The organism is Streptococcus symci, from assembly GCF_006385165.1.
Taxonomy (GTDB): domain Bacteria; phylum Bacillota; class Bacilli; order Lactobacillales; family Streptococcaceae; genus Streptococcus; species Streptococcus symci.
On the sequence record NZ_VFJA01000001.1, the window covers coordinates 237,734 to 259,264 of the forward strand.

The window sequence follows — 21,531 nt, forward strand, 5'->3', positions numbered from 1 at the left end:
GATATTGCCTAATGTCAATTTAAACTAAGATAGTTCTCATGAAAACTTTTTTCTTGACATCTTTTCTGAAAATGATAAAATAGTTCTCATGAAAACCTATTTAGTTCTCAGGAGAACCAAATGCAATGGTTAGAAAGGAGTAAGTATGGATAAACCGATGTTGGTCTTTAAGCGTTTTAGTCATCAGATTCATCTGATGGTACAAAGGGAAGCAAAACGTTGTGGTATTGAATTTATGGGTGGACCGCAAGGTCAGGTTGTACGTTTTTTGGATATCCGTGAGGAAAACCAAGACTTGGTCTTGATTAAAGATATTGAGAAGGAACTCAATATTAGCAAGTCTGTTGCTAGTAACTTGGTCAAGCGTATGGTGCAAAATGGTCTGGTAGAATTGGAGGCGAGTTCTAGCGATAAGCGGGCTAAGTTTGTTCGTCTGACGGAAAAATCGCGTTCTCAAATGCAAGAATTTAAGGCCTTTTTTAAACGCATAGACAAGCAGTTGTTGGCAGACGTAGATGAAGGCGAATTACTGATTTTTGAGAAAGTCCTCAATCAATTACAGGAAAATATCAAGAGAATAGGAGGAGATAATGAAGAAATTAGCAAAACGAATTAGTAGAAAAGAATGGGGGATGATTTTACTAGCCATTCTCTTTACCTGCTTTTCGGTTTATCTAGAGTTGGAAGTGCCGACCTATATCTCTAAAATCACGGATTTGCTGGGAACTCAGGCTACCAATTTGGATGAGTTATGGCAACCAGCAGGTATGATGGTGGGCATGTCCTTTCTAGCCTTCTTATCCGCAGTCGCAGTTGGATTTTTTGCATCCAGAGTGGCTGCTTCTTACACTAGTAGGCTGAGAAGTGATATTTTTAACCGAGTTTTAGACTACTCACAGACAGAGATTAAGAAATTCTCTATTCCCAGTCTCCTAACTCGTACCACTAATGATATTACTCAAGTTCAGATGCTGATCACCATGGGCTTGCAAGTGGTTACGCGTGGTCCAATTATGGCTATCTGGGCTATCGGGAAGATTTTAGGTCATTCAGAATACTGGCTCTGGGCTGTACTTGTGGCAGTGATTGTCAACGTTTTGATGACGACCGTTTTGATGACACTAGCCTTTCCAAAACAGTCCTTGATTCAAAGTCTGACTGATAAACTGAACAGTATCACTCGCGAGAGTTTAACAGGTATTCGCGTTGTTCGTGCCTACAATGCTGAAAAGTACCAAGATGAAAAATTTGCAGCAGCAAATGATGAGCTGACACGCTTGAATTTGTTTGTCAACCGTCTTATGGCTATTTTGAATCCCATTATGATGGGGATTTCAAGTGGTTTGAGTGTGGCGATTTACTGGATTGGGGCCTATGTGATCAATGATGCTGCTCCGACAGCACGTCTGCCTCTCTTTAGTGACATGGTTGTTTTCATGTCTTATGCCATGCAGGTTGTTATGGGCTTCCTTCTCATGGGAGCACTCTTCATCGTTCTTCCCCGAACTATGGTCTCTGCTAAGCGGATTAATCAAGTTTTAGATTTGCATTCTTCTATCCAAAACCCTGCTCAAGTGCAGCTGGTTGATGAAAACCTCAAAGGTCAGGTCGAGTTTAAGGATGTGACCTTCCGCTATGCGGCAAATTCGGAGGCGGTTATTGAGCATGTTAGCTTTAGAGTAGAAGCTGGTCAAACAGTGGCCTTTATTGGGTCAACAGGTTCTGGTAAATCAACTCTGGTCAATCTGATTCCACGTTTCTACGATGTGTCAGCAGGAGAAATTCTGGTGGACGGTGTCAATGTTCAAGACTATGCTCTAGAAGATTTGCGCAACAAGGTTGGTTATATTCCCCAGAAAGCGGTTCTCTTTTCAGGTGATGTCAAGGACAATTTAGACTTTGGACACAGTCAAGAAACACCACTTAGTGAGCAGGCTATGTGGCAAGCCTTGGAGTTGGCCCAGTCTAAGAACTTTATCGAAGACAAGGAAGCGGGCTTAGAGTCGGAAGTAGCCCAAGGAGGAACTAACTTCTCAGGTGGTCAAAGACAGCGTCTAGCAATTGCGCGTGCCTTGGCTCGGAAGCCAGAAATCCTCATCTTTGATGACTCCTTCTCAGCCTTGGATTACAAGACAGACCGTGTCCTACGCCAAGAGCTAGCAGAGAAAACCAAGTCTATGACCAAGCTTATCGTTGCACAGCGTATTTCAACAATTATGGATGCAGATTTGATTTTGGTCTTGGATCAAGGAAAAGTCGTGGGGCAAGGCACCCACAAGGAACTTCTAGCTAATAACGAAGTTTACCAAGAAATTGCCTATTCACAACTATCGAAGGAGGAATTGGAACATGGAAAATAAGAAAATGTCTCTTTGGGAACAGAGTAAACCCTATCTTGCAGGTCTCCAGTTTGCCCTTCTGATAGCCTTTCTAGCAACAATCGTATCCAATATCATTACTGTTTATGGTCCAACCCGCATCAAGGAAATGACTAATATTATTGCCAGTGGTTTGGAAACAAGTGTGGATGTCGCGGCGGTTGCAGCTATTGGTGGTTTTTTGGCCGTGATTTATGTGATCGGACTTCTATCAAATTATTTACAGGCCTTTCTGTTTACAACAGCTATTCAACGTTTTTCAGAGCGTTTGAGAAGAGCCATTGCAGAGAAAATTAATCGCCTACCATTGAGATATTTTGATGGACACTCTCAAGGGGATACTTTGTCTCGTGTAACCAATGACGTTGACACTGCAGCCCAGTCCCTTAATCAAAGTCTGGGAACAGTTCTTTCATCTAGTTTATTGGTTTTAGCAGTCTTGGTAACCATGTTTGGGATGAACTGGATTTTAGCCTTGGTGACGGTTGTTTCAACCTTTATTGGTTTTACTTTCGTGTCTGTCTTTATGGGCAAATCGCAGGGCTTCTTTAAGAGTCAGCAACAGGATTTGGCGGCTGTCAATGGCTATGTGGAGGAAATGTACTCTGGCCATAATGTGGTGACCAGTTACAATGCCATCGAGAGTACGAAAGAAGAGTTTGCGAAATTAAACAATCGTCTGTATGATAGTATCTGGAAATCTCAATTTATTTCAGGGATTATGATGCCGATTATGATGTTTATTGGGAACTTTAGCTATGCCTTGGTGATTATCGTTGGTGCAGCCTTGGCCTTAAATGGGCACATCAGTATCGGGATTATCGTTGCCTTTATGGCCTACGTTCGTATCTTTTCTCAGCCTCTTTCACAAATCGCCCAAGGGATTACTAGTTTGCAGCAGGCTAGTGCAGCCATGGGACGTGTCTTCGAATTCCTAGCTGAAGAGGAAATGGAAGACGAATCCCATAAAGAAAGACAATTGAGCGATATGAAAGGTCAAGTAGTCTTTGATCGAGTCTCCTTTGGTTATACACCAGAGCGAACTATTATCCATGACTTTTCTGCGACAGCTCATGCAGGTCAAAAAGTTGCCATTGTCGGACCGACTGGGGCTGGTAAGACAACTATTGTCAATCTTTTGATGAAGTTCTATGAGATTGATAAGGGAAGTATCCGTATCGATGGTGTAGATACCAAAGAGATGAAGCGTTCGGAAGTACACGATGCCTTTTCAATGGTCTTGCAGGATACATGGCTCTTTGAAGGAACCATTCGCGACAATCTTATCTATAACCAAAAAGGTATCAGTGATGAGCACGTGATTGAAGCCAGCAAGGCTGTAGGGATTCACCACTTTATCATGACTCTACCAGATGATTACGATACCGTCTTGGATGATACAGTGACCTTGTCTGTCGGGCAAAAACAACTCTTGACCATTGCTCGTGCTTTGCTGAAAGATGCACCACTTCTAATCCTAGATGAAGCGACCTCTTCGGTTGATACACGGACGGAAGAATTAATCCAGAAAGCCATGGACCGTTTGATGGAAGGCAGAACTTCCTTTGTCATCGCCCACCGCTTGTCAACCATCCGTAATGCGGATCTGATTCTGGTTATGAAAGATGGGAATATCATCGAGCAAGGAAATCATGATGAGCTGATGGCGCAAGCTGGTTTCTACGCTGACCTCTACAACAGTCAATTTACAGAAGACGAAGCAGAAGAATAAACCCAAAGAAGGCTTGACGGCCTTCTTTTTCTGCACTATACTAGAAGACAAGTGCTTCCCTGTAAGCAAAATTTGAGTAAGTGATGAGAAAATATATGAAAAATTATCAAGAATGGTATGACTACATTGCTCCTAACGTTGAAAATAGGCCCTTTCTTCTGAGATTGTTAAGGACTTTCAATCGGTTCATGACGGTAGTTATGCCTATGATTTATCTAACCTTGTTAGCAACTACCTATCTCCAACAAGGACTTGGGAAACAGGTCGGGATCTATTTGTTTATTCCAGCGTCAGGTTTTGTGATTTTGTCCTTTCTTCGTAAGAAAATCAATTCCCCTAGGCCTTATGAGGAATGGGATATTAAACCCTTGCTTGACAGAGATAGTCCTGGTCAGTCTATGCCCAGCCGTCATGTCTTTTCAGCAACCATTATCTCCATGGCTTGCTTGCATGCTAGTCTAACTATGGGGATGATTTGTTTGACATTATCAGCCTTCCTAGGTCTAGTGAGAGTCTTAGGTGGAGTGCATTTTCCCAAGGATGTAGTGGCTGGCTATATTTGTGCTCTTGTGTGGGGTGTGATTTTCTTTCTATTTTGACCTGTAAGTTAAGGTGATCCCACAACCACTTACGGGTCTAAAGTAACCACTTGCTTTTTTGCTCTTGTTTTCTTATTTTTCCTTTGATATAGTAGAGTCAGAAAGGAGATGGAATGAAGTTACGAATCGAAATTGACAGCAATTTAGAGGAAACTGAAATTGTCATCAAGGCAGCGACTTTGACAGATGAGATTGCGGATTTACAGCGGCTCTTGCAAGAGTCCAAGTCTCCTCGGTTGATTTTTTACAAGGGAACAGGTGAATATTATCTGGACTTATCGGAAATTCTCTTCTTTGAGACGGAAGGTAGCAAGATTTACGCCCATACCCAGAAAGATGCCTATGAGGTTCGGCTTAAACTCTATGAGTTAGAGGCTATCCTTCCTCGTTATTTTAGTCGGGTATCCAAGTCGACCATTGCAAATATCCGTCAGGTTTACTCGGTGGACAAGTCCTTTTCAGGAACAGGCACCATTTCCTTTTATCAGACTCACAAGGAGGTTCATGTGTCACGGCATTACCAATCCCTCCTAAAAGAAAATCTAAGAAACATGAGGTAAGAAGATGAAAAAGAAAGCATTTGGTATTGTGTTGCTCATTTTGGCGGCTTTAATATTATTACAAGGAAATTTTGGAATCCCTTCTCTGGGAGGGCACATTTGGCCTTTGATTGGTATTGGATTTTTTGCCTACCAATCAGTTGAGGCTTTGCTTCGTCGTCATCTGACTTCAGCAGTTTTTACAGCTCTAGTAGCCTTAATGATTGCAAATCATTTTTATAACATTTTGCCTATCCCAAATCAGTCTCTATTTTGGGCTAGTATCTTAGCAGTGCTAGGTGTTGGCTATCTCACTCACTCAAGTAAGTTTTGGAACGGGAAAAAATGGTGGTATGATGGGGAAAAGACCATTCTAACAGATAAGGAAGTTGCTTTTGGAAGTGGGACTTTCTATAAACAAGATCAAGATCTTGTAGAAGACCAAGTAGAAGTTGCTTTTGGAAATGTAAAAATCTACTATGACAATGCAGAGATGTTAGGTGATTTTGCAACTTTAAATATCGAAGTGGCTTTCGGAAATGCAACCGTCTATGTTCCACAACACTGGCGTGTCGATTTGAAAGTAGAAACATCCTTTGGTGCAGCCAAGGCAGACGCTCCTGTAGCGCCAACAAGCAAAACCTTGATTATTCGCGGGGAAGTGGCTTTTGGTAAACTTGGTGTTGTCTACGTCAAATAAAAAAATCTTCCAATTCCCTTGCAAAAATGAAGAAAGTGTGATAACATAGTACGGTATGTGGTGCTAGCACATCCGCTATATTAGATCTAATAGGAGGAAAACACAATGGCTAAAGTATGTTACTTTACAGGTCGTAAGACTGTATCTGGAAACAACCGTTCACACGCGATGAACCAAACAAAACGTGCCGTAAAACCAAACCTTCAAAAAGTTACTGTTCTTATCGATGGTAAACCTAAAAAAGTTTGGGCTTCAGCTCGTGCTTTGAAATCAGGTAAAGTTGAACGCGTTTAATAATAAAAGTAAGGAGACCTTAGGGTCTTTTTTCTTTTACTGTAGATATAAAATCATTTGAAAAATAGAGTAAATATCCGCTGATACAGTATTCTGCTTTTACACTTGGGCTGAAATATGATAAAATAGAGTATCAACTAGTTGAGGTAAAAAGGATGACTGTAAAAATTAATACAAAAGATGGTCAAATCGAACTAACAGATGAAGTGATTGCAACCGTCGTAGGTGGAGCAGCAACTGAGATTTTTGGTGTGGTCGGTATGGCTAGTAAAAATGCCCTCAAAGATAATTTCCAAGCCCTTCTAGGTAAGGAAAATTACTCTAAAGGTGTGGTCGTAAAGGCAGCCGAAGATGGCAGCATTGCAGTTGATGTATATACCGTGTTGAGCTACGGAACAAAGATTAGCGAAGTGTCAAAAAACATTCAAGAGCGTGTTCGTTTTAGTTTGGAAAACCAACTTGGAATTACTGCTCAGACTGTAAATGTCTACATTCAAAATATCAAAGTTGTAGGAGAATAACCGTGTCAAAAATTACTACTAGCTTATTTCAAGAAATGGTGCAGGCTGCATCAACTCGCTTGAATAAGCAAGCTGAATATGTCAATTCATTAAACGTCTTTCCAGTTCCAGATGGAGATACTGGAACAAATATGGGAATGACCATTGAAAATGGTGCTAAAGAAGTTGCAGACAAGCCAGCTTCTACAGTTGGCGAGGTAGCGAGCATTCTTGCCAAAGGTCTTTTGATGGGTGCGCGTGGAAACTCAGGTGTTATTACGTCTCAGCTTTTCCGTGGATTTTCACAAGCCATCAAGGATAAAGACGAGTTAACAGGTCAAGACTTGGCCCTTGCCTTCCAATCAGGTGTAGAAGTTGCCTATAAGGCAGTGATGAAACCAGTCGAAGGAACGATTTTGACAGTTTCTCGTGGAGCTGCTATCGGTGCTAAGAAAAAAGCTGAGCAAACAGATGACGCTGTTGAAGTCATGCGCGCAGCCTTGGAAGGTGCTAAAACAGCTCTAGCTAAAACACCAGACATGCTTCCAGTATTGAAAGAAGTTGGCGTTGTGGATTCAGGTGGTCAAGGACTGGTCTTCATCTATGAAGGTTTCCTTTCAGCCCTTACTGGTGAATATATTGCATCTGAGGACTTTGTAGCGACTCCGGCCAACATGAGTGAAATGATCAATGCTGAACATCATAAGTCTGTAGCTGGTCACGTAGCGACTGAGGACATCACCTTTGGTTACTGTACTGAAATCATGGTAGCTCTTAAGCAAGGTCCAACCTATGCCAAAGATTTTGACTACGACGAATTCCGTAACTACTTGAATGAACTCGGGGATTCTCTCCTTGTTGTCAATGATGATGAAATTGTCAAAGTCCATGTCCATACAGAAGATCCAGGACTTGTTATGCAAGAAGGTCTCAAATATGGTAGCTTGGTCAAGGTAAAAGTTGACAATATGCGTAACCAACACGAAGCACAGGTTGAGAAAGAAGCTGCTCAAGTTAGCAAACCAGCTGAAGAAAAAGAGTATGCTTTGATTGCTGTAGTGGCTGGTAAAGGTCTAGCAGATATCTTCCGTTCTCAAGGTGTGGATTATGTTATCGAAGGCGGTCAAACTATGAACCCTTCAACAGAAGACTTTATCAAGGCTGTTGAACAGGTCAACGCTCGTAACATCATCTTCCTACCAAACAACAAGAACATCTTCATGGCAGCTCAATCTGCAGCAGAAGTTTTGGAGCAACCAGCAGTAGTGGTAGAGGCTCGTACTCTTCCTCAAGGTTTGACAAGTCTTCTTGCCTTTGATCCAAGCAAGTCTATCGAAGAAAACCAAGAACGTATGACTGCAGCCCTCAGCGATGTCGTTAGTGGAAGCGTCACAACAGCCGTTCGTGATACAACCATTGATGGCTTAGAAATCCATGAAAACGATAATCTTGGTATGGTGGATGGGAAAATCCTCGTGTCAAACCCTGACATGCACCAAACCTTGACAGAAACATTGAAACATATGTTGGATGAAGACAGTGAAATCGTAACCTTCTATGTCGGTGAAGACGGAAGCGAAGAACTTGCTAATGAAATTGCCCAAGAAATCGCAGAAGAATTCGAAGACGTTGAAGTAGAGATTCACCAAGGCCAACAACCGGTTTACCCATACCTATTTAGTGTGGAATAAAAATTTAATAGATTAAAAAGAAAGTTGATTTTGCAACTTTCTTTTTTTATGACATTTGTCATATCTCTTCATGACAGAAGCTTCTATCTCCGCTAACTTCAAAGGACTATAATTGGAGTATGAAATGGAGGAAGAAGAGATGAAGAATAAAATGATTGTCGCAATGAGTTTAGTAGTAGCAGGAGTCATGACTTATCTCATGTTTTCAGGATTGGATGAAGGCTTCTATCATTTTCCTTGGGAGTTGTTTGCAGGATTTGGCATGATGTCTTGGCTTATCCGAGAAGGCTTGAAATTGGTCTCAGATGTGAAAAAGGAGTTTGAAAAATGAAAAAAGCGTTTCTCTATCTTTTTATTGGACTATCACTAGTGGTATGGTTGGTAGAAATGTTTACAGGTTGGTTTGATCAAACCTTCCTTCACCAATTCATCCGTGGTGCCTGGGGACTAGGATTTATGATTTTTATCGCCTTTCCTATGGGAAAGGAGTGGCTGAAAGGAGAATATCATGAACATGATTAAGGTAGAAAGCCTAAATAAAAACATCAAGGGCAAGGCTATTTTGAAGGATATTTCCTTTGAGGTAGCTGAAGGTGAATGCGTCGCCTTGATTGGGCCAAATGGTGCTGGGAAGACCACACTCTTGGACTGTCTGCTTGGAGATAAACTGGTCACAAGCGGTCAAGTATCTATTCAAGGTTTACCAGTGACGAGTTCTAAGTTAGACTATACTAGAGCTTACCTCCCTCAAGAAAATGTGATCGTACAGAAATTAAAGGTTAAAGAATTAATTGCATTCTTTCAAAGTATTTATCCAAACCCTTTGAGCAGACAAGAAATTGATCAACTATTGCAGTTTGAACAGCAACAGAAAGAGCAATTTGCAGAAAAATTGTCAGGCGGGCAAAAGCGTCTCTTCTCTTTTGTCTTGACCTTGATTGGGCGACCAAAGCTTGTCTTTTTAGATGAACCAACTGCTGCCATGGATACTTCAACCCGTCAACGCTTTTGGGAAATTGTTCAGGAACTAAAAGCTAAGGGAGTTACCATTCTCTATTCGTCCCATTATATTGAAGAGGTAGAGCATACAGCGGACCGAATCTTGGTCTTGAATAAGGGAGACTTGGTCCGCGATACAACACCTCTAGCCATGCGCAGTGAGGAGATTGAAAAGCACTTTATCCTTCCTCTGGCATACAAGGAAATTGTTGAGCAGTCTAATTTGGTTGAAAACTGGGTACAAAAACAAGATGCTCTGCAAGTAGTCACACGAGAGGCAAATACTTTTTGGGAACTGTTAGTTCAAGCAGGATGTAGCATACAAGAAATCGAAGTTAATAACCGTAGTTTGCTAGATACAATCTTTGAAGAAACACAAAAGGGAGATGACTAAGATGAAACGATGGATCGCACTAAACAAGATAGAATTTCTATTGACCAAACGACAATTAGTCTATTATCTATTATCCGTAGGGATGCCGACAGCCTTCTATTTATTCTTTTCAGGCATGTACCAGGACACACCAGGTGGACCGGCTAATTTTATGCGCGACTACCTCATCTCCATGACGGCTTTTTCCATGATGTCGACAGCTATGTTTTCATTCCCAGCTGTTTTACATACCGATAAAATCAACAACTGGCAGAAAACATTGCGCCATACTCCGGTAAATATGGTAGAATATTATCTATCAAAGATAACAAGTATGATGGTTGATTATCTGGTCTCAATCCTGGTTGTTTTCTCAGTTGGGCACTTGGTCAGAGGTGTGGATATGCCTTTAGGAAGCTGGATTGGGGCTGCGCTCTTGCTGATAGTAGGAAGTGTAGCTTTTGTAGCGCTTGGCTTGACCTTGACACTCTTGCCTTCTAGTCAGCTGATGTCTGTCGTGGGCAATCTTCTCTATCTAGGCTTGGCTGTTTTAGGCGGACTCTGGATGCCCATCTCTTTATTTCCAGACTGGATGCAAGCAATCGGGAAGTGTCTACCAACTTATCAGTTGATGGAGTTGCTCAAGACCTTCTTAAACGAGGGTAGCATCAATCTATCAGTCACAGTTTATCTACTTGTTTTTTCAGCAGTTTTGTTTGGTTTGACCATTTACCTTCAAGGTCATAAGGAGAATGCTTAATGCTTGAAAGACTGAAAAGCATACATTATATGTTTTGGGCCAGTTTAATTTTTATGATTTTCCCCATCCTACCTGTAGTGACTGGATGGCTTTCTGCCTGGCATTTATTGATTGATATTTTATTTGTAGTGGCGTATTTGGGTGTTTTAACAACTAAGAGCCAGCACCTATCTTGGCTATATTGGGGCCTCATGCTGACTTATGTAGTTGGGAATACTGCCTTTGTTGCTGTTAATTATATCTGGTTTTTCTTTTTCCTATCCAATCTCTTAAGTTATCATTTCAACGTAGGTGGTTTAAAGTCTTTACATGTCTGGACTTTTCTTCTTGCTCAAGTCCTTGTTGTGGGCCAACTGTTGATTTTTCAGAGAATCGAAGTTGAGTTTCTATTCTATCTACTTGTAATTCTTGCTTTTGTCGATTTAATGACTTTTGGCTTGGTTCGGATTCGCATTGTCGAAGATTTGAAAGAAGCTCAGGCTAAGCAAAATGCCCAGATAAATCTATTGCTTGCTGAAAATGAACGCAGTCGTATCGGTCAAGATTTGCATGATAGCTTGGGACATACCTTTGCTATGCTGAGTGTCAAGACAGATTTAGCCTTGCAGTTGTTTCAGATGGAGGCTTATCCACAGGTGGAGAAGGAATTAAAAGAAATTCACCAGATCAGCAAGGATTCCATGAATGAAGTGCGAACCATTGTGGAAAATCTGAAATCACGGACCTTAGCATCAGAGCTTGAGACTGTTAAGAAGATGCTGGAAATTGCTGGGATTGAGGTTCAAGTTGAGAATCAATTGGACAAGGCTAGTTTGACCCAGGATGTAGAGTCGACGGCTGCTATGATTTTGCTTGAATTAGTGACCAATATCATCAAACATGCTAAAGCGTCTAAAGTCTACTTGAAATTGGAACGGACAGAGAAAGAACTCATTCTAACAGTGAGAGATGATGGCTGTGGCTTTACTTCTATAAAGGGGGATGACCTCCATACAGTTCGAGATCGTGTTCTTTCATTTTCGGGAGAGGTAAATGTGATTAGTCAGAAACAACCGACAGAAGTTCAGGTTCGACTACCTTATAAGGAGAGAAAGTAGATGAAAGTATTAGTCGCAGAAGATCAAAGTATGTTGCGAGATGCAATGTGCCAGTTGCTCACGCTTCAACCGGATGTAGAGTCTGTCTTTCAAGCCAAGAATGGGCAAGAAGCAATCCAACTATTTGAAAAGGAGTCTGTAGATATTGCCATCCTTGACGTAGAAATGCCTGTTAAGACAGGTCTTGAAGTCTTGGAGTGGATACGAGCAGAAAATCTAGAAACAAAGGTGGTTGTGGTGACGACCTTCAAACGTCCTGGGTATTTTGAACGTGCGGTTAAGGCTGGAGTAGATGCTTATGTCTTGAAAGAAAGAAGGATTGCAGATCTCATGCATACCTTGCACACTGTCCTCGAAGGAGGCAAGGAGTATTCGCCTGAATTGATGGAAGTGGTGATGACGCATCCCAATCCGTTGACAGAACAAGAAATCGCAGTTTTAAAGGGAATTGCTCAGGGCTTCTCTAACCAAGAAATTGCAGACAAACTCTATCTATCCAACGGAACAGTCCGAAACTATGTCACCAATATTCTTTCAAAACTTGATGCAGGTAATCGAACAGAGGCAGCTAATATCGCGAAAGAATCTGGTTGGTTGTAATACTATCATATCTCGAAAACTATTATGTACTAAAATTGATGGGATTGAATGGAACAATACTAACTTTAGGAGGGTGGGATTCCTCCTTTTTCTTTTTTGGGGGAGCACTACTAAAGAGCTAAAATTAACAATAAAAAAGAAAAATATCTTGACAACCAATGGAAAATTTTGTTACAATAATAGACGGTACTTTTTACTTTTGGTCTCTCAAGAGTGTACAGGGACGTGCTGACAAATGTTGCAAAAGTACACACAGATGATAGCTGTCACCAAGTGTATCATCACCAAAAATAAAAAAACACAGGAGAATGTAGATGCCTACAATTAACCAATTGGTTCGCAAACCGCGTAAATCAAAAGTAGAAAAATCTAAATCACCAGCTTTGAACGTTGGTTACAACAGTCATAAAAAAGTTCAAACAAACGTTTCTTCACCACAAAAACGTGGTGTTGCAACTCGTGTTGGAACAATGACACCTAAAAAACCTAACTCAGCCCTTCGTAAATTCGCTCGTGTACGTTTGAGCAACCTTATCGAAGTTACTGCCTACATCCCAGGTATCGGACACAACTTGCAAGAACACAGCGTGGTTCTTCTTCGTGGTGGACGTGTAAAAGACCTTCCAGGGGTACGTTACCATATCGTCCGTGGTGCACTTGATACTGCAGGTGTTAACGATCGTAAACAAGGCCGTTCTAAATACGGTACTAAACGTCCAAAAGCATAAGGAAAGGGGATAAAGAGAAATGAGTCGTAAAAATAGAGCTCCAAAACGTGACGTATTGCCAGATCCGCTTTACAATTCACAACTAGTTACTCGTCTTATCAACCGCGTTATGCTTGATGGTAAACGTGGTACTGCTGCTTCAATCGTTTACGGTGCTTTTGAGCAAATCAAAGAAGCTACTGGAAACGATGCACTTGAAGTATTTGAAACAGCTATGGAAAACATCATGCCTGTACTTGAAGTACGTGCACGTCGTGTTGGTGGTTCTAACTACCAAGTCCCAGTTGAAGTTCGTCCAGAACGTCGTACAACACTTGGACTTCGTTGGTTGGTAACAATCGCTCGTCTTCGTGGTGAACACACAATGCAAGACCGTCTTGCAAAAGAAATCTTGGATGCTGCTAACAACACTGGTGCAGCTGTTAAGAAACGTGAAGACACTCACCGTATGGCTGAAGCTAACCGTGCATTCGCACACTTCCGTTGGTAATATAGGATGCGAAAGCGTTAAGAAAGTCCTAGAGAAAATAGGGAATCAAAGCAGGTTGCGATTGCAACCAATGAGATTCATCTTTTTCTCCAGACTTTTAGCTTGAGCTCAACTATATCATGATGCTAGGAACGGTAAGGATGCAAGGTGAAAATAGGAAACTGACGCAGTATTCGATGAATACAAGGAAGTTTATCTTTTTCACACAGCATCCCGTTCCAGCTCAAATCGGCTAACTAACTTTAGCCCGAGTTCAATTCAACTTGTAAATCTACAAGTTGAAACCAACAATAGCATGAAAACATTGAGAACGGGTAGGTCCTGCCTATCCGTTTTTATTAAAATCGTGTTATAATAGAATAGAAATCAAAAATAAATAGGAGAAACAAACCTCATGGCACGCGAATTTTCACTTGAAAAAACTCGTAATATCGGTATCATGGCTCACGTCGATGCTGGTAAAACAACAACTACTGAGCGTATTCTTTACTACACTGGTAAAATCCACAAAATCGGTGAAACTCACGAAGGTGCGTCACAAATGGACTGGATGGAGCAAGAGCAAGAGCGTGGTATCACTATCACATCTGCTGCGACAACAGCTCAATGGAACAACCACCGCGTAAACATCATCGACACACCAGGACACGTGGACTTCACAATCGAAGTACAACGTTCTCTTCGTGTATTGGATGGTGCGGTTACCGTTCTTGATTCACAATCAGGTGTTGAGCCTCAAACTGAAACAGTTTGGCGTCAAGCAACTGAGTATGGAGTTCCACGTATCGTATTTGCCAACAAAATGGACAAAATCGGTGCTGACTTCCTTTACTCTGTAAGCACACTTCACGATCGTCTTCAAGCAAACGCGCACCCAATCCAATTGCCAATCGGTTCTGAAGATGACTTCCGTGGTATCATCGACTTGATTAAGATGAAAGCTGAAATCTATACTAACGACCTTGGTACAGATATCCTTGAAGAAGATATTCCAGCTGAATACCTTGACCAAGCTCAAGAATACCGTGAAAAATTGATTGAAGCAGTTGCTGAAACTGACGAAGAATTGATGATGAAATACCTCGAAGGTGAAGAAATCACTAACGAAGAATTGAAAGCTGGTATCCGTAAAGCGACTATCAACGTTGAATTCTTCCCAGTATTGTGTGGTTCTGCCTTCAAGAACAAAGGTGTTCAATTGATGCTTGATGCTGTTATTGACTACCTTCCAAGCCCACTTGACATCCCAGCAATCAAAGGTATCAACCCAGATACAGACGAAGAAGAAACTCGTCCAGCATCTGACGAAGAGCCATTTGCAGCTCTTGCTTTCAAGATCATGACTGACCCATTCGTAGGTCGTTTGACATTCTTCCGTGTTTACTCAGGTGTTCTTCAATCAGGTTCATACGTATTGAACACTTCTAAAGGTAAACGTGAACGTATCGGACGTATCCTTCAAATGCACGCTAACAGCCGTCAAGAAATTGACACTGTTTACTCAGGTGATATCGCTGCTGCCGTTGGTTTGAAAGATACTACAACTGGTGACTCATTGACAGATGAAAAAGCTAAAATCATCCTTGAGTCAATCAACGTTCCAGAACCAGTTATCCAATTGATGGTTGAGCCAAAATCTAAAGCAGACCAAGACAAGATGGGTATCGCCCTTCAAAAATTGGCTGAAGAAGATCCAACATTCCGCGTTGAAACAAACGTTGAAACTGGAGAAACAGTTATCTCAGGTATGGGTGAGCTTCACCTTGACGTCCTTGTTGACCGTATGCGTCGTGAGTTCAAAGTGGAAGCGAACGTAGGTGCTCCTCAAGTATCTTACCGTGAAACATTCCGCGCTTCTACTCAAGCACGTGGATTCTTCAAACGTCAGTCTGGTGGTAAAGGTCAATTCGGTGATGTATGGATTGAATTTACTCCAAACGAAGAAGGAAAAGGATTCGAATTCGAAAACGCAATCGTCGGTGGTGTGGTTCCTCGTGAATTTATCCCAGCGGTTGAAAAAGGTTTGGTAGAATCTATGGCTAACGGTGTTCTTGCAGGTTACCCAATGGTTGACGTTAAAGCTAAGCTTTACGATGGTTCATACCACGATGTCGACTCATCTGAAACTGCCTTCAAGATCGCGGCTTCACTTGCCCTTAAAGAAGCTGCTAAATCAGCACAACCAGCTATCCTTGAACCAATGATGCTTGTAACAATCACTGTTCCAGAAGAAAACCTTGGTGATGTTATGGGTCACGTAACTGCTCGTCGTGGACGTGTAGATGGTATGGAAGCACACGGTAACAGCCAAATCGTTCGTGCTTACGTTCCACTTGCTGAAATGTTCGGTTACGCAACAGTTCTTCGTTCTGCATCTCAAGGACGTGGTACATTCATGATGGTATTTGACCACTACGAAGATGTACCTAAGTCAGTACAAGAAGAAATCATTAAGAAAAATAAAGGTGAAGACTAATCTGTCCTCGCTCTAGAAGGAAGTCACTTAGTGGCTTCCTTTTTTGTATAGTTCCGATAAATTTTATAGATTCTGAAAACATGCACTCATAAAAATTTCATATAAAAATGAGTTAAAGTTATTTGCGGAAGAAATATATAATTATCAATAGAAATAAGTTGAAAAAAATATAAACTACCTTTTAAAAACTTATAAAAAAAGGAGAACATTCATAAATAAACGTTAAAATAGAAAATTCAGAAAATTTCTTCTTTTCTCTTGAAAAATTTTGAAAAAATGGTATGATAGTAACAAGTTATTTTTAAGAGAAGAGAAAGGGGAACAATGGAGAAAATCAGTTTAGAATCTCCTAAGACGGGGTCGGACCTAGTTTTGGAAACACTTCGTGATTTAGGAATTGATACCATCTTTGGTTATCCTGGTGGTGCAGTCTTGCCTTTTTATGATGCGATATATAATTTTAAAGGCATTCGCCACATTCTAGGACGCCATGAGCAAGGTTGTTTGCATGAAGCTGAAGGATATGCCAAATCAACTGGAAAGTTGGGTGTTGCCGTCGTCACTAGAGGACCGGGAGCAACAAATGCCATTACAGGGATTGCAGATGCCATGAGCGATAGCGTTCCCCTTTTGGTCTTTACAGGTCAGGTGGCGCGAGCTGGGATTGGGAAGGATGCCTTTCAGGAGGCAGACATTGTGGGAATTACCATGCCAATCACTAAGTACAATTACCAAGTTCGTGAGACAGCTGATATTCCTCGTATCATTACGGAAGCTGTTCATATAGCAACTACAGGTCGACCAGGGCCAGTCGTCATTGACCTACCTAAAGACGTATCTGCTTTAGAAACAGACTTCATTTATTCACCAGAAGTGAACCTACCAAGCTATCAGCCGACTCTTGAGCCTAATGATATGCAAATCAAGAAAATCTTGAAGCAATTATCCAAGGCTAAAAAGCCAGTCTTGCTTGCTGGTGGTGGGATTAGTTATGCTGAAGCTGCTGCAGAATTAAATGAATTTGCAGAACGCTATCAAATTCCAGTGGTAACCAGTCTTTTGGGACAAGGAACGATTGCAACGAGTCACCCACTCTTCCTTGGAATGGGAGGCATGCACGGGTCATTCGCAGCTAATATTGCCATGACGGAAGCGGACTTTATGATTAGTATTGGTTGTCGTTTTGATGACCGCTTGACGGGGAATCCTAAGACCTTCGCTAAGAATGCCAAGGTTGCCCACATTGATATTGACCCAGCCGAGATTGGCAAGATTATCAGTGCAGATATTCCAGTAGTTGGAGATGCTAAGAAAGCCTTGCAAATGTTGCTGGCCGAACCAACAGTTCATAACAATACTGAAAAATGGATTGAAAAAGTTACTAAAGACAAGAACCGCGTTCGTTCTTATGATAAGAAAGAGCGTGTGGTTCAGCCGCAAGCTGTTATTGAACGAATTGGTGAATTGACGAATGGAGATGCCATTGTGGTAACAGACGTTGGTCAACACCAAATGTGGACAGCTCAGTATTATCCCTACCAAAACGAACGTCAGTTAGTGACTTCAGGTGGTTTGGGAACGATGGGATTTGGAATTCCAGCAGCAATTGGAGCTAAAATTGCTAACCCAGATAAGGAAGTAGTCTTGTTTGTTGGGGATGGTGGTTTCCAAATGACTAACCAGGAATTGGCTATTTTGAACATTTACAAGGTGCCAATCAAGGTGGTTATGCTGAACAACCACTCACTTGGAATGGTCCGCCAGTGGCAAGAATCCTTCTATGAAGGTAGAACATCTGAGTCAGTCTTTGATACTCTTCCTGATTTCCAACTGATGGCACAAGCTTATGGCATTAAAAACTATAAGTTTGACAATCCTGAGACCTTGGCTCAAGACCTTGAAGTCATCACTGAGGATGTTCCTATGCTAATCGAGGTAGATATTTCTCGTAAGGAACAGGTGTTACCAATGGTACCAGCTGGTAAGAGTAATCATGAGATGTTGGGGGTGAAGTTCCATGCGTAGAATGTTAACAGCAAAACTACAGAATCGTTCAGGAGTCCTCAATCGCTTTACAGGTGTCCTATCTCGTCGTCAGGTTAATATCGAAAGTATCTCTGTTGGAGCAACAGAAGATCCGAATGTATCGCGCATCACCATTATTATTGATGTAGCTTCACAGGATGAAGTGGAGCAAATCATCAAGCAACTTAATCGTCAGATTGATGTGATTCGCATTCGTGATATTACAGACAAGCCTCATTTGGAGCGTGAGGTAATTTTGGTTAAGATGTCAGCGCCAGCTGAGAAGCGCGCTGAAATTCTAGCGATTATTCAACCCTTCCGTGCAACAGTGGTAGACGTAGCGCCAAGCTCGATTACCATTCAGATGACAGGAAATGCTGAAAAGAGTGAAGCTCTATTGCGAGTCATTCGACCATATGGTATTCGCAATATTGCTCGAACTGGTGCAACTGGATTTACCCGTGATTAATACTCTTCGAAAATCTCTTCAAATCACGTCAGCTTTGCCTTGCCGTACTCAAGTACAGCCTGCGGCTAGCTTCCTAATTTGCTCTTTGATTTTCATTGAGTATAAAAATATTTTAAATTTGTTAAACCAGCCTAAAAGGCAATAAATAATAGAAAAGAGAGAAAAAACTATGGCAGTTCAAATGGAATACGAAAAAGATGTTAAAGTAGCAGTACTTGACGGTAAAAAAATCGCCGTTATTGGTTATGGTTCGCAAGGACATGCGCATGCTCAAAACTTGCGTGATTCAGGTCGCGATGTTATCATCGGTGTACGTCCAGGTAAATCTTTTGAAAAAGCAAAAGAAGATGGATTTGACACTTACACAGTAGCAGAAGCAACTAAATTGGCTGATGTTATCATGATTTTGGCACCAGACGAAATCCAACAAGAATTGTACGAAGCAGAAATCGCTCCAAACTTGGAAGCTGGAAACGCAGTTGGATTTGCTCATGGTTTCAACATTCACTTCGAATTTATCAAAGTACCTGCAGATGTAGATGTCTTCATGTGTGCACCTAAAGGGCCAGGACACTTGGTACGTCGTACTTACGAGGAAGGATTTGGTGTTCCAGCTCTTTACGCAGTATACCAAGATGCAACAGGAAATGCGAAAAACATTGCTATGGACTGGTGTAAAGGTGTTGGAGCAGCTCGTGTAGGTCTTCTTGAAACAACATACAAAGAAGAAACTGAAGAAGATTTGTTTGGTGAACAAGCTGTACTTTGTGGTGGTTTGACTGCCCTTATCGAAGCAGGTTTCGAAGTCTTGACAGAAGCAGGCTACGCCCCAGAATTGGCTTACTTTGAAGTTCTTCACGAAATGAAATTGATCGTTGACTTGATCTACGAAGGTGGATTCAAGAAAATGCGTCAATCAATTTCAAACACTGCTGAGTACGGTGACTATGTATCAGGTCCACGTGTGATTACTGAGCAAGTTAAAGAAAACATGAAAGCTGTCTTGGCAGACATCCAAAATGGTAAATTTGCAAATGACTTTGTAAATGACTATAAAGCTGGACGTCCAAAATTGACTGCTTACCGTGAAAAAGCAGCTAACCTTGAAATTGAAAAAGTTGGTGCAGAATTGCGTAAAGCAATGCCTTTCGTTGGTAAAAACGACGACGATGCATTCAAAATCTATAACTAATTGATAGAAATCAAGTTGAAGGCGAGTTGGTGGACTAACTCGCTTTTATAATCAATTCATCTCTCTTTTAAGAGGATGGATTGTGATAGTATGAAATAGTCTAGGAGAAAAAGATGTTAAGTTCAAAAGATATCATCAAGGCTCATAAGGTCTTGAACGGTGTGGTTGTGAATACTCCACTGGATTATGACCATTATTTATCGGAGAAGTATGGTGCTAAGATTTATTTGAAAAAGGAAAATGCCCAACGTGTTCGTTCCTTTAAAATTCGTGGTGCCTATTATGCCATTTCTCAGCTCAGTAAGGAAGAGCGTGAGCGTGGGGTAGTCTGTGCCTCTGCGGGAAATCATGCGCAGGGAGTTGCCTATACTTGTAATGAGATGAAAATTCCTGCTACTATTTTTATGCCAATTACTACTCCGCAACAAAAGATTGGTCAAGTTCGCTTTTTTGGTGGGGATTTCGTAACCATTAAACTAGTTGGAGATACCTTTGATGCTTCTGCTAAGGCAGCTCAAGAATTTACAGTCTCTGAAAATCGTACCTTTATTGATCCCTTTGATGATGCCCATGTTCAAGCAGGTCAAGGGACAGTTGCTTATGAGATTTTAGAAGAAGCTCGAAAAGAATCGATTGATTTTGATGCTGTCTTGGTTCCTGTTGGTGGTGGCGGTCTCATTGCTGGGGTTTCTACCTATATCAAGGAAACAAGTCCAGAGATTGAGGTTATCGGAGTAGAGGCGAATGGAGCGCGTTCCATGAAGGCTGCCTTTGAAGCTGGTGGTCCAGTCAAACTCAAAGAAATTGACAAATTTGCGGATGGGATTGCTGTACAAAAGGTAGGTCAATTGACCTATGAAGCAACTCGTCAACATGTTCAAACCTTAGTAGGTGTCGATGAGGGGTTGATTTCTGAAACCTTGATTGACCTCTACTCTAAGCAAGGGATTGTTGCAGAACCTGCTGGAGCGGCTAGTATCGCTTCTTTAGAGATTTTGGCTGAATATATCAAGGGGAAAACCATTTGTTGTATCATTTCTGGAGGGAATAATGATATCAACCGTATGCCAGAAATGGAAGAGCGTGCCCTGATTTATGATGGAATCAAGCATTACTTTGTGGTCAATTTTCCACAGCGTCCGGGAGCTTTGCGTGAGTTTGTAAATGATATCTTGGGGCCAAATGATGATATCACACGTTTTGAGTATATCAAACGAGCTAGCAAGGGGACAGGCCCAGTATTGATTGGGATTGCCCTAGCAGATAAGCATGATTATGCAGGCTTGATTCGTCGAATGGAAGGTTTTGATCCATCTTATATTAACTTAAATGGTAATGAAACGCTCTATAATATGCTTGTCTGAGGACTAATAAAAAAATATCATATTATTTGCACAACTGATGTATAGGTGCTATAATGAGGGTGAAGAAAGGGGGCGATTCCTATGGACTTGGGAAATCGATTACGCTATTTCTATCACAAGTCATTATAGTACCTATTATTTTTTGATTCAGTTTATAGTAAGGGAGTAAAATTACTTGTTATATATAAGGAGCATTTTTAGAATCAACTATTTTATATATGTCTAATCTGAAATTTGGCTAAATATAATAGGAATTAGAAAAAATAATCAATACTAATGAGGAACCTTATACTGAGTTGACTGAGAAGAGTGATAAGATACTAAGAAGATAAAAACAATGGAAAATGTTGGAAGATAGGATACCGTTGTTTCCTAACTAATCATCTTTTTATAGGTTTGAAAAAATAAAAAGGAATATTGATAAAGTAAATAAATAGTACCAGTTGAGCAAGTGAAAAGTGCTTATAAAGGCAGGAAGAATATCAAAGAAGGAGAAGAGAAAGAATAGTTAGTAATAGTGTGGAG

Annotated in this window: 22 protein-coding genes; all 22 read left to right on the forward strand. The window is 41.2% G+C overall.

All coding sequences use genetic code 11. The annotated features are described in order from the left end of the window. Positions 1-145 precede the first annotated feature (145 nt). The 22 genes from FJN11_RS01185 (at position 146) to ilvA (ending at position 21,006) form a co-directional block, all read left to right on the forward strand. Positions 146-616, forward strand: a complete 471-nt coding sequence (locus tag FJN11_RS01185; RefSeq protein WP_049510943.1) for a MarR family winged helix-turn-helix transcriptional regulator — start codon at positions 146-148, stop codon at positions 614-616. After that, positions 591-2,360 carry an ABC transporter ATP-binding protein gene (locus FJN11_RS01190; protein WP_140223859.1) on the forward strand — a complete coding sequence of 590 codons (1,770 nt, stop codon included), beginning with the start codon at positions 591-593 and terminating at the stop codon, positions 2,358-2,360. Before FJN11_RS01185 ends, FJN11_RS01190 begins: the two co-directional genes overlap by 26 nt. Then, complete coding sequence (locus tag FJN11_RS01195; protein ID WP_140223860.1) at positions 2,350-4,110, forward strand: ABC transporter ATP-binding protein; 1,761 nt, start codon at positions 2,350-2,352, stop codon at positions 4,108-4,110. Before FJN11_RS01190 ends, FJN11_RS01195 begins: the two co-directional genes overlap by 11 nt. 95 nt (positions 4,111-4,205) lie before the next feature. Then, the gene (locus FJN11_RS01200; RefSeq protein WP_181146372.1) at positions 4,206-4,709 is read left to right on the forward strand and encodes a phosphatase PAP2 family protein; all 504 of its coding nucleotides are present in this window, start codon (positions 4,206-4,208) and stop codon (positions 4,707-4,709) included. Between the two features lie 113 nt (positions 4,710-4,822). Next, complete coding sequence (locus tag FJN11_RS01205) at positions 4,823-5,269, forward strand: LytTR family DNA-binding domain-containing protein (RefSeq protein ID WP_049552303.1); 447 nt, start codon at positions 4,823-4,825, stop codon at positions 5,267-5,269. 4 nt (positions 5,270-5,273) lie between these two features. Further along, positions 5,274-5,948 carry a LiaF transmembrane domain-containing protein gene (locus FJN11_RS01210; protein WP_140223862.1) on the forward strand — a complete coding sequence of 225 codons (675 nt, stop codon included), beginning with the start codon at positions 5,274-5,276 and terminating at the stop codon, positions 5,946-5,948. Positions 5,949-6,053: 105 nt separating this feature from the next. Further along, positions 6,054-6,242, forward strand: a complete 189-nt coding sequence (gene rpmB / locus FJN11_RS01215; RefSeq protein ID WP_001140948.1) for a 50S ribosomal protein L28 — start codon at positions 6,054-6,056, stop codon at positions 6,240-6,242. 155 nt (positions 6,243-6,397) lie between these two features. Further along, the gene (locus FJN11_RS01220; protein WP_000216437.1) at positions 6,398-6,763 is read left to right on the forward strand and encodes an Asp23/Gls24 family envelope stress response protein; all 366 of its coding nucleotides are present in this window, start codon (positions 6,398-6,400) and stop codon (positions 6,761-6,763) included. A 2-nt stretch (positions 6,764-6,765) separates the two neighbouring features. Beyond that, complete coding sequence (locus FJN11_RS01225) at positions 6,766-8,433, forward strand: DAK2 domain-containing protein (RefSeq protein WP_000036655.1); 1,668 nt, start codon at positions 6,766-6,768, stop codon at positions 8,431-8,433. Between the two features lie 124 nt (positions 8,434-8,557). After that, complete coding sequence (locus FJN11_RS01230) at positions 8,558-8,764, forward strand: hypothetical protein (RefSeq protein WP_181146373.1); 207 nt, start codon at positions 8,558-8,560, stop codon at positions 8,762-8,764. Next, positions 8,761-8,955 (forward strand): hypothetical protein, encoded by a 195-nt coding sequence (locus FJN11_RS01235; RefSeq protein ID WP_060806051.1) that lies wholly within the window; start codon positions 8,761-8,763, stop codon positions 8,953-8,955. Before FJN11_RS01230 ends, FJN11_RS01235 begins: the two co-directional genes overlap by 4 nt. After that, positions 8,942-9,826: an ABC transporter ATP-binding protein gene (locus FJN11_RS01240; protein ID WP_140223863.1), complete on the forward strand. Its 885-nt coding sequence runs from the start codon at positions 8,942-8,944 to the stop codon at positions 9,824-9,826. Before FJN11_RS01235 ends, FJN11_RS01240 begins: the two co-directional genes overlap by 14 nt. A gap of 1 nt (position 9,827) precedes the next feature. Then, complete coding sequence (locus FJN11_RS01245; protein WP_140223864.1) at positions 9,828-10,565, forward strand: ABC transporter permease; 738 nt, start codon at positions 9,828-9,830, stop codon at positions 10,563-10,565. Then, positions 10,565-11,662, forward strand: a complete 1,098-nt coding sequence (locus FJN11_RS01250) for a sensor histidine kinase (protein ID WP_140223865.1) — start codon at positions 10,565-10,567, stop codon at positions 11,660-11,662. Before FJN11_RS01245 ends, FJN11_RS01250 begins: the two co-directional genes overlap by 1 nt. Then, positions 11,663-12,262, forward strand: a complete 600-nt coding sequence (locus FJN11_RS01255) for a response regulator transcription factor (protein ID WP_061424538.1) — start codon at positions 11,663-11,665, stop codon at positions 12,260-12,262. 314 nt (positions 12,263-12,576) lie between these two features. Beyond that, the gene (rpsL, locus tag FJN11_RS01265) at positions 12,577-12,990 is read left to right on the forward strand and encodes a 30S ribosomal protein S12 (RefSeq protein WP_001142332.1); all 414 of its coding nucleotides are present in this window, start codon (positions 12,577-12,579) and stop codon (positions 12,988-12,990) included. A gap of 19 nt (positions 12,991-13,009) precedes the next feature. After that, positions 13,010-13,480, forward strand: a complete 471-nt coding sequence (gene rpsG, locus FJN11_RS01270) for a 30S ribosomal protein S7 (protein ID WP_000087873.1) — start codon at positions 13,010-13,012, stop codon at positions 13,478-13,480. Positions 13,481-13,874: 394 nt separating this feature from the next. Next, a complete protein-coding gene (gene fusA, locus FJN11_RS01275) occupies positions 13,875-15,956 on the forward strand; it encodes an elongation factor G (protein ID WP_000090348.1) in 2,082 nt (693 codons plus the stop codon). A gap of 324 nt (positions 15,957-16,280) precedes the next feature. Next, a complete protein-coding gene (locus tag FJN11_RS01280; RefSeq protein ID WP_140223866.1) occupies positions 16,281-17,981 on the forward strand; it encodes an acetolactate synthase large subunit in 1,701 nt (566 codons plus the stop codon). Further along, positions 17,974-18,450 carry an acetolactate synthase small subunit gene (gene ilvN, locus FJN11_RS01285; protein WP_050259678.1) on the forward strand — a complete coding sequence of 159 codons (477 nt, stop codon included), beginning with the start codon at positions 17,974-17,976 and terminating at the stop codon, positions 18,448-18,450. The genes FJN11_RS01280 and ilvN overlap by 8 nt, the downstream gene beginning before the upstream one ends. A gap of 169 nt (positions 18,451-18,619) precedes the next feature. Next, entirely contained in the window at positions 18,620-19,642 is a 1,023-nt protein-coding gene (gene ilvC / locus FJN11_RS01290) for a ketol-acid reductoisomerase (RefSeq protein WP_140223867.1), read from the forward strand. Between the two features lie 113 nt (positions 19,643-19,755). Then, positions 19,756-21,006, forward strand: a complete 1,251-nt coding sequence (gene ilvA, locus FJN11_RS01295; protein WP_140223868.1) for a threonine ammonia-lyase IlvA — start codon at positions 19,756-19,758, stop codon at positions 21,004-21,006. The last annotated feature ends 525 nt before the right edge of the window (positions 21,007-21,531 follow it).

Excerpts from the sequence above, each read along its gene's own strand:
- FJN11_RS01185 (WP_049510943.1), top strand. The coding sequence starts at position 146 with ATGGATAAACCGATGTTGGTCTTTAAGCGTTTTAGTCATCAGATTCAT.
- FJN11_RS01190 (WP_140223859.1), top strand. The coding sequence starts at position 591 with ATGAAGAAATTAGCAAAACGAATTAGTAGAAAAGAATGGGGGATGATT.
- FJN11_RS01195 (WP_140223860.1), top strand. The coding sequence starts at position 2,350 with ATGGAAAATAAGAAAATGTCTCTTTGGGAACAGAGTAAACCCTATCTT.
- FJN11_RS01200 (WP_181146372.1), top strand. The coding sequence starts at position 4,206 with ATGAAAAATTATCAAGAATGGTATGACTACATTGCTCCTAACGTTGAA.
- FJN11_RS01205 (WP_049552303.1), top strand. The coding sequence starts at position 4,823 with ATGAAGTTACGAATCGAAATTGACAGCAATTTAGAGGAAACTGAAATT.
- FJN11_RS01210 (WP_140223862.1), top strand. The coding sequence starts at position 5,274 with ATGAAAAAGAAAGCATTTGGTATTGTGTTGCTCATTTTGGCGGCTTTA.
- rpmB (WP_001140948.1), top strand. The coding sequence starts at position 6,054 with ATGGCTAAAGTATGTTACTTTACAGGTCGTAAGACTGTATCTGGAAAC.
- FJN11_RS01220 (WP_000216437.1), top strand. The coding sequence starts at position 6,398 with ATGACTGTAAAAATTAATACAAAAGATGGTCAAATCGAACTAACAGAT.
- FJN11_RS01230 (WP_181146373.1), top strand. The coding sequence starts at position 8,558 with ATGGAGGAAGAAGAGATGAAGAATAAAATGATTGTCGCAATGAGTTTA.
- FJN11_RS01235 (WP_060806051.1), top strand. The coding sequence starts at position 8,761 with ATGAAAAAAGCGTTTCTCTATCTTTTTATTGGACTATCACTAGTGGTA.
- FJN11_RS01240 (WP_140223863.1), top strand. The coding sequence starts at position 8,942 with ATGAACATGATTAAGGTAGAAAGCCTAAATAAAAACATCAAGGGCAAG.
- FJN11_RS01245 (WP_140223864.1), top strand. The coding sequence starts at position 9,828 with ATGAAACGATGGATCGCACTAAACAAGATAGAATTTCTATTGACCAAA.
- FJN11_RS01250 (WP_140223865.1), top strand. The coding sequence starts at position 10,565 with ATGCTTGAAAGACTGAAAAGCATACATTATATGTTTTGGGCCAGTTTA.
- FJN11_RS01255 (WP_061424538.1), top strand. The coding sequence starts at position 11,663 with ATGAAAGTATTAGTCGCAGAAGATCAAAGTATGTTGCGAGATGCAATG.
- rpsL (WP_001142332.1), top strand. The coding sequence starts at position 12,577 with ATGCCTACAATTAACCAATTGGTTCGCAAACCGCGTAAATCAAAAGTA.
- rpsG (WP_000087873.1), top strand. The coding sequence starts at position 13,010 with ATGAGTCGTAAAAATAGAGCTCCAAAACGTGACGTATTGCCAGATCCG.
- fusA (WP_000090348.1), top strand. The coding sequence starts at position 13,875 with ATGGCACGCGAATTTTCACTTGAAAAAACTCGTAATATCGGTATCATG.
- FJN11_RS01280 (WP_140223866.1), top strand. The coding sequence starts at position 16,281 with ATGGAGAAAATCAGTTTAGAATCTCCTAAGACGGGGTCGGACCTAGTT.
- ilvN (WP_050259678.1), top strand. The coding sequence starts at position 17,974 with ATGCGTAGAATGTTAACAGCAAAACTACAGAATCGTTCAGGAGTCCTC.
- ilvC (WP_140223867.1), top strand. The coding sequence starts at position 18,620 with ATGGCAGTTCAAATGGAATACGAAAAAGATGTTAAAGTAGCAGTACTT.
- ilvA (WP_140223868.1), top strand. The coding sequence starts at position 19,756 with ATGTTAAGTTCAAAAGATATCATCAAGGCTCATAAGGTCTTGAACGGT.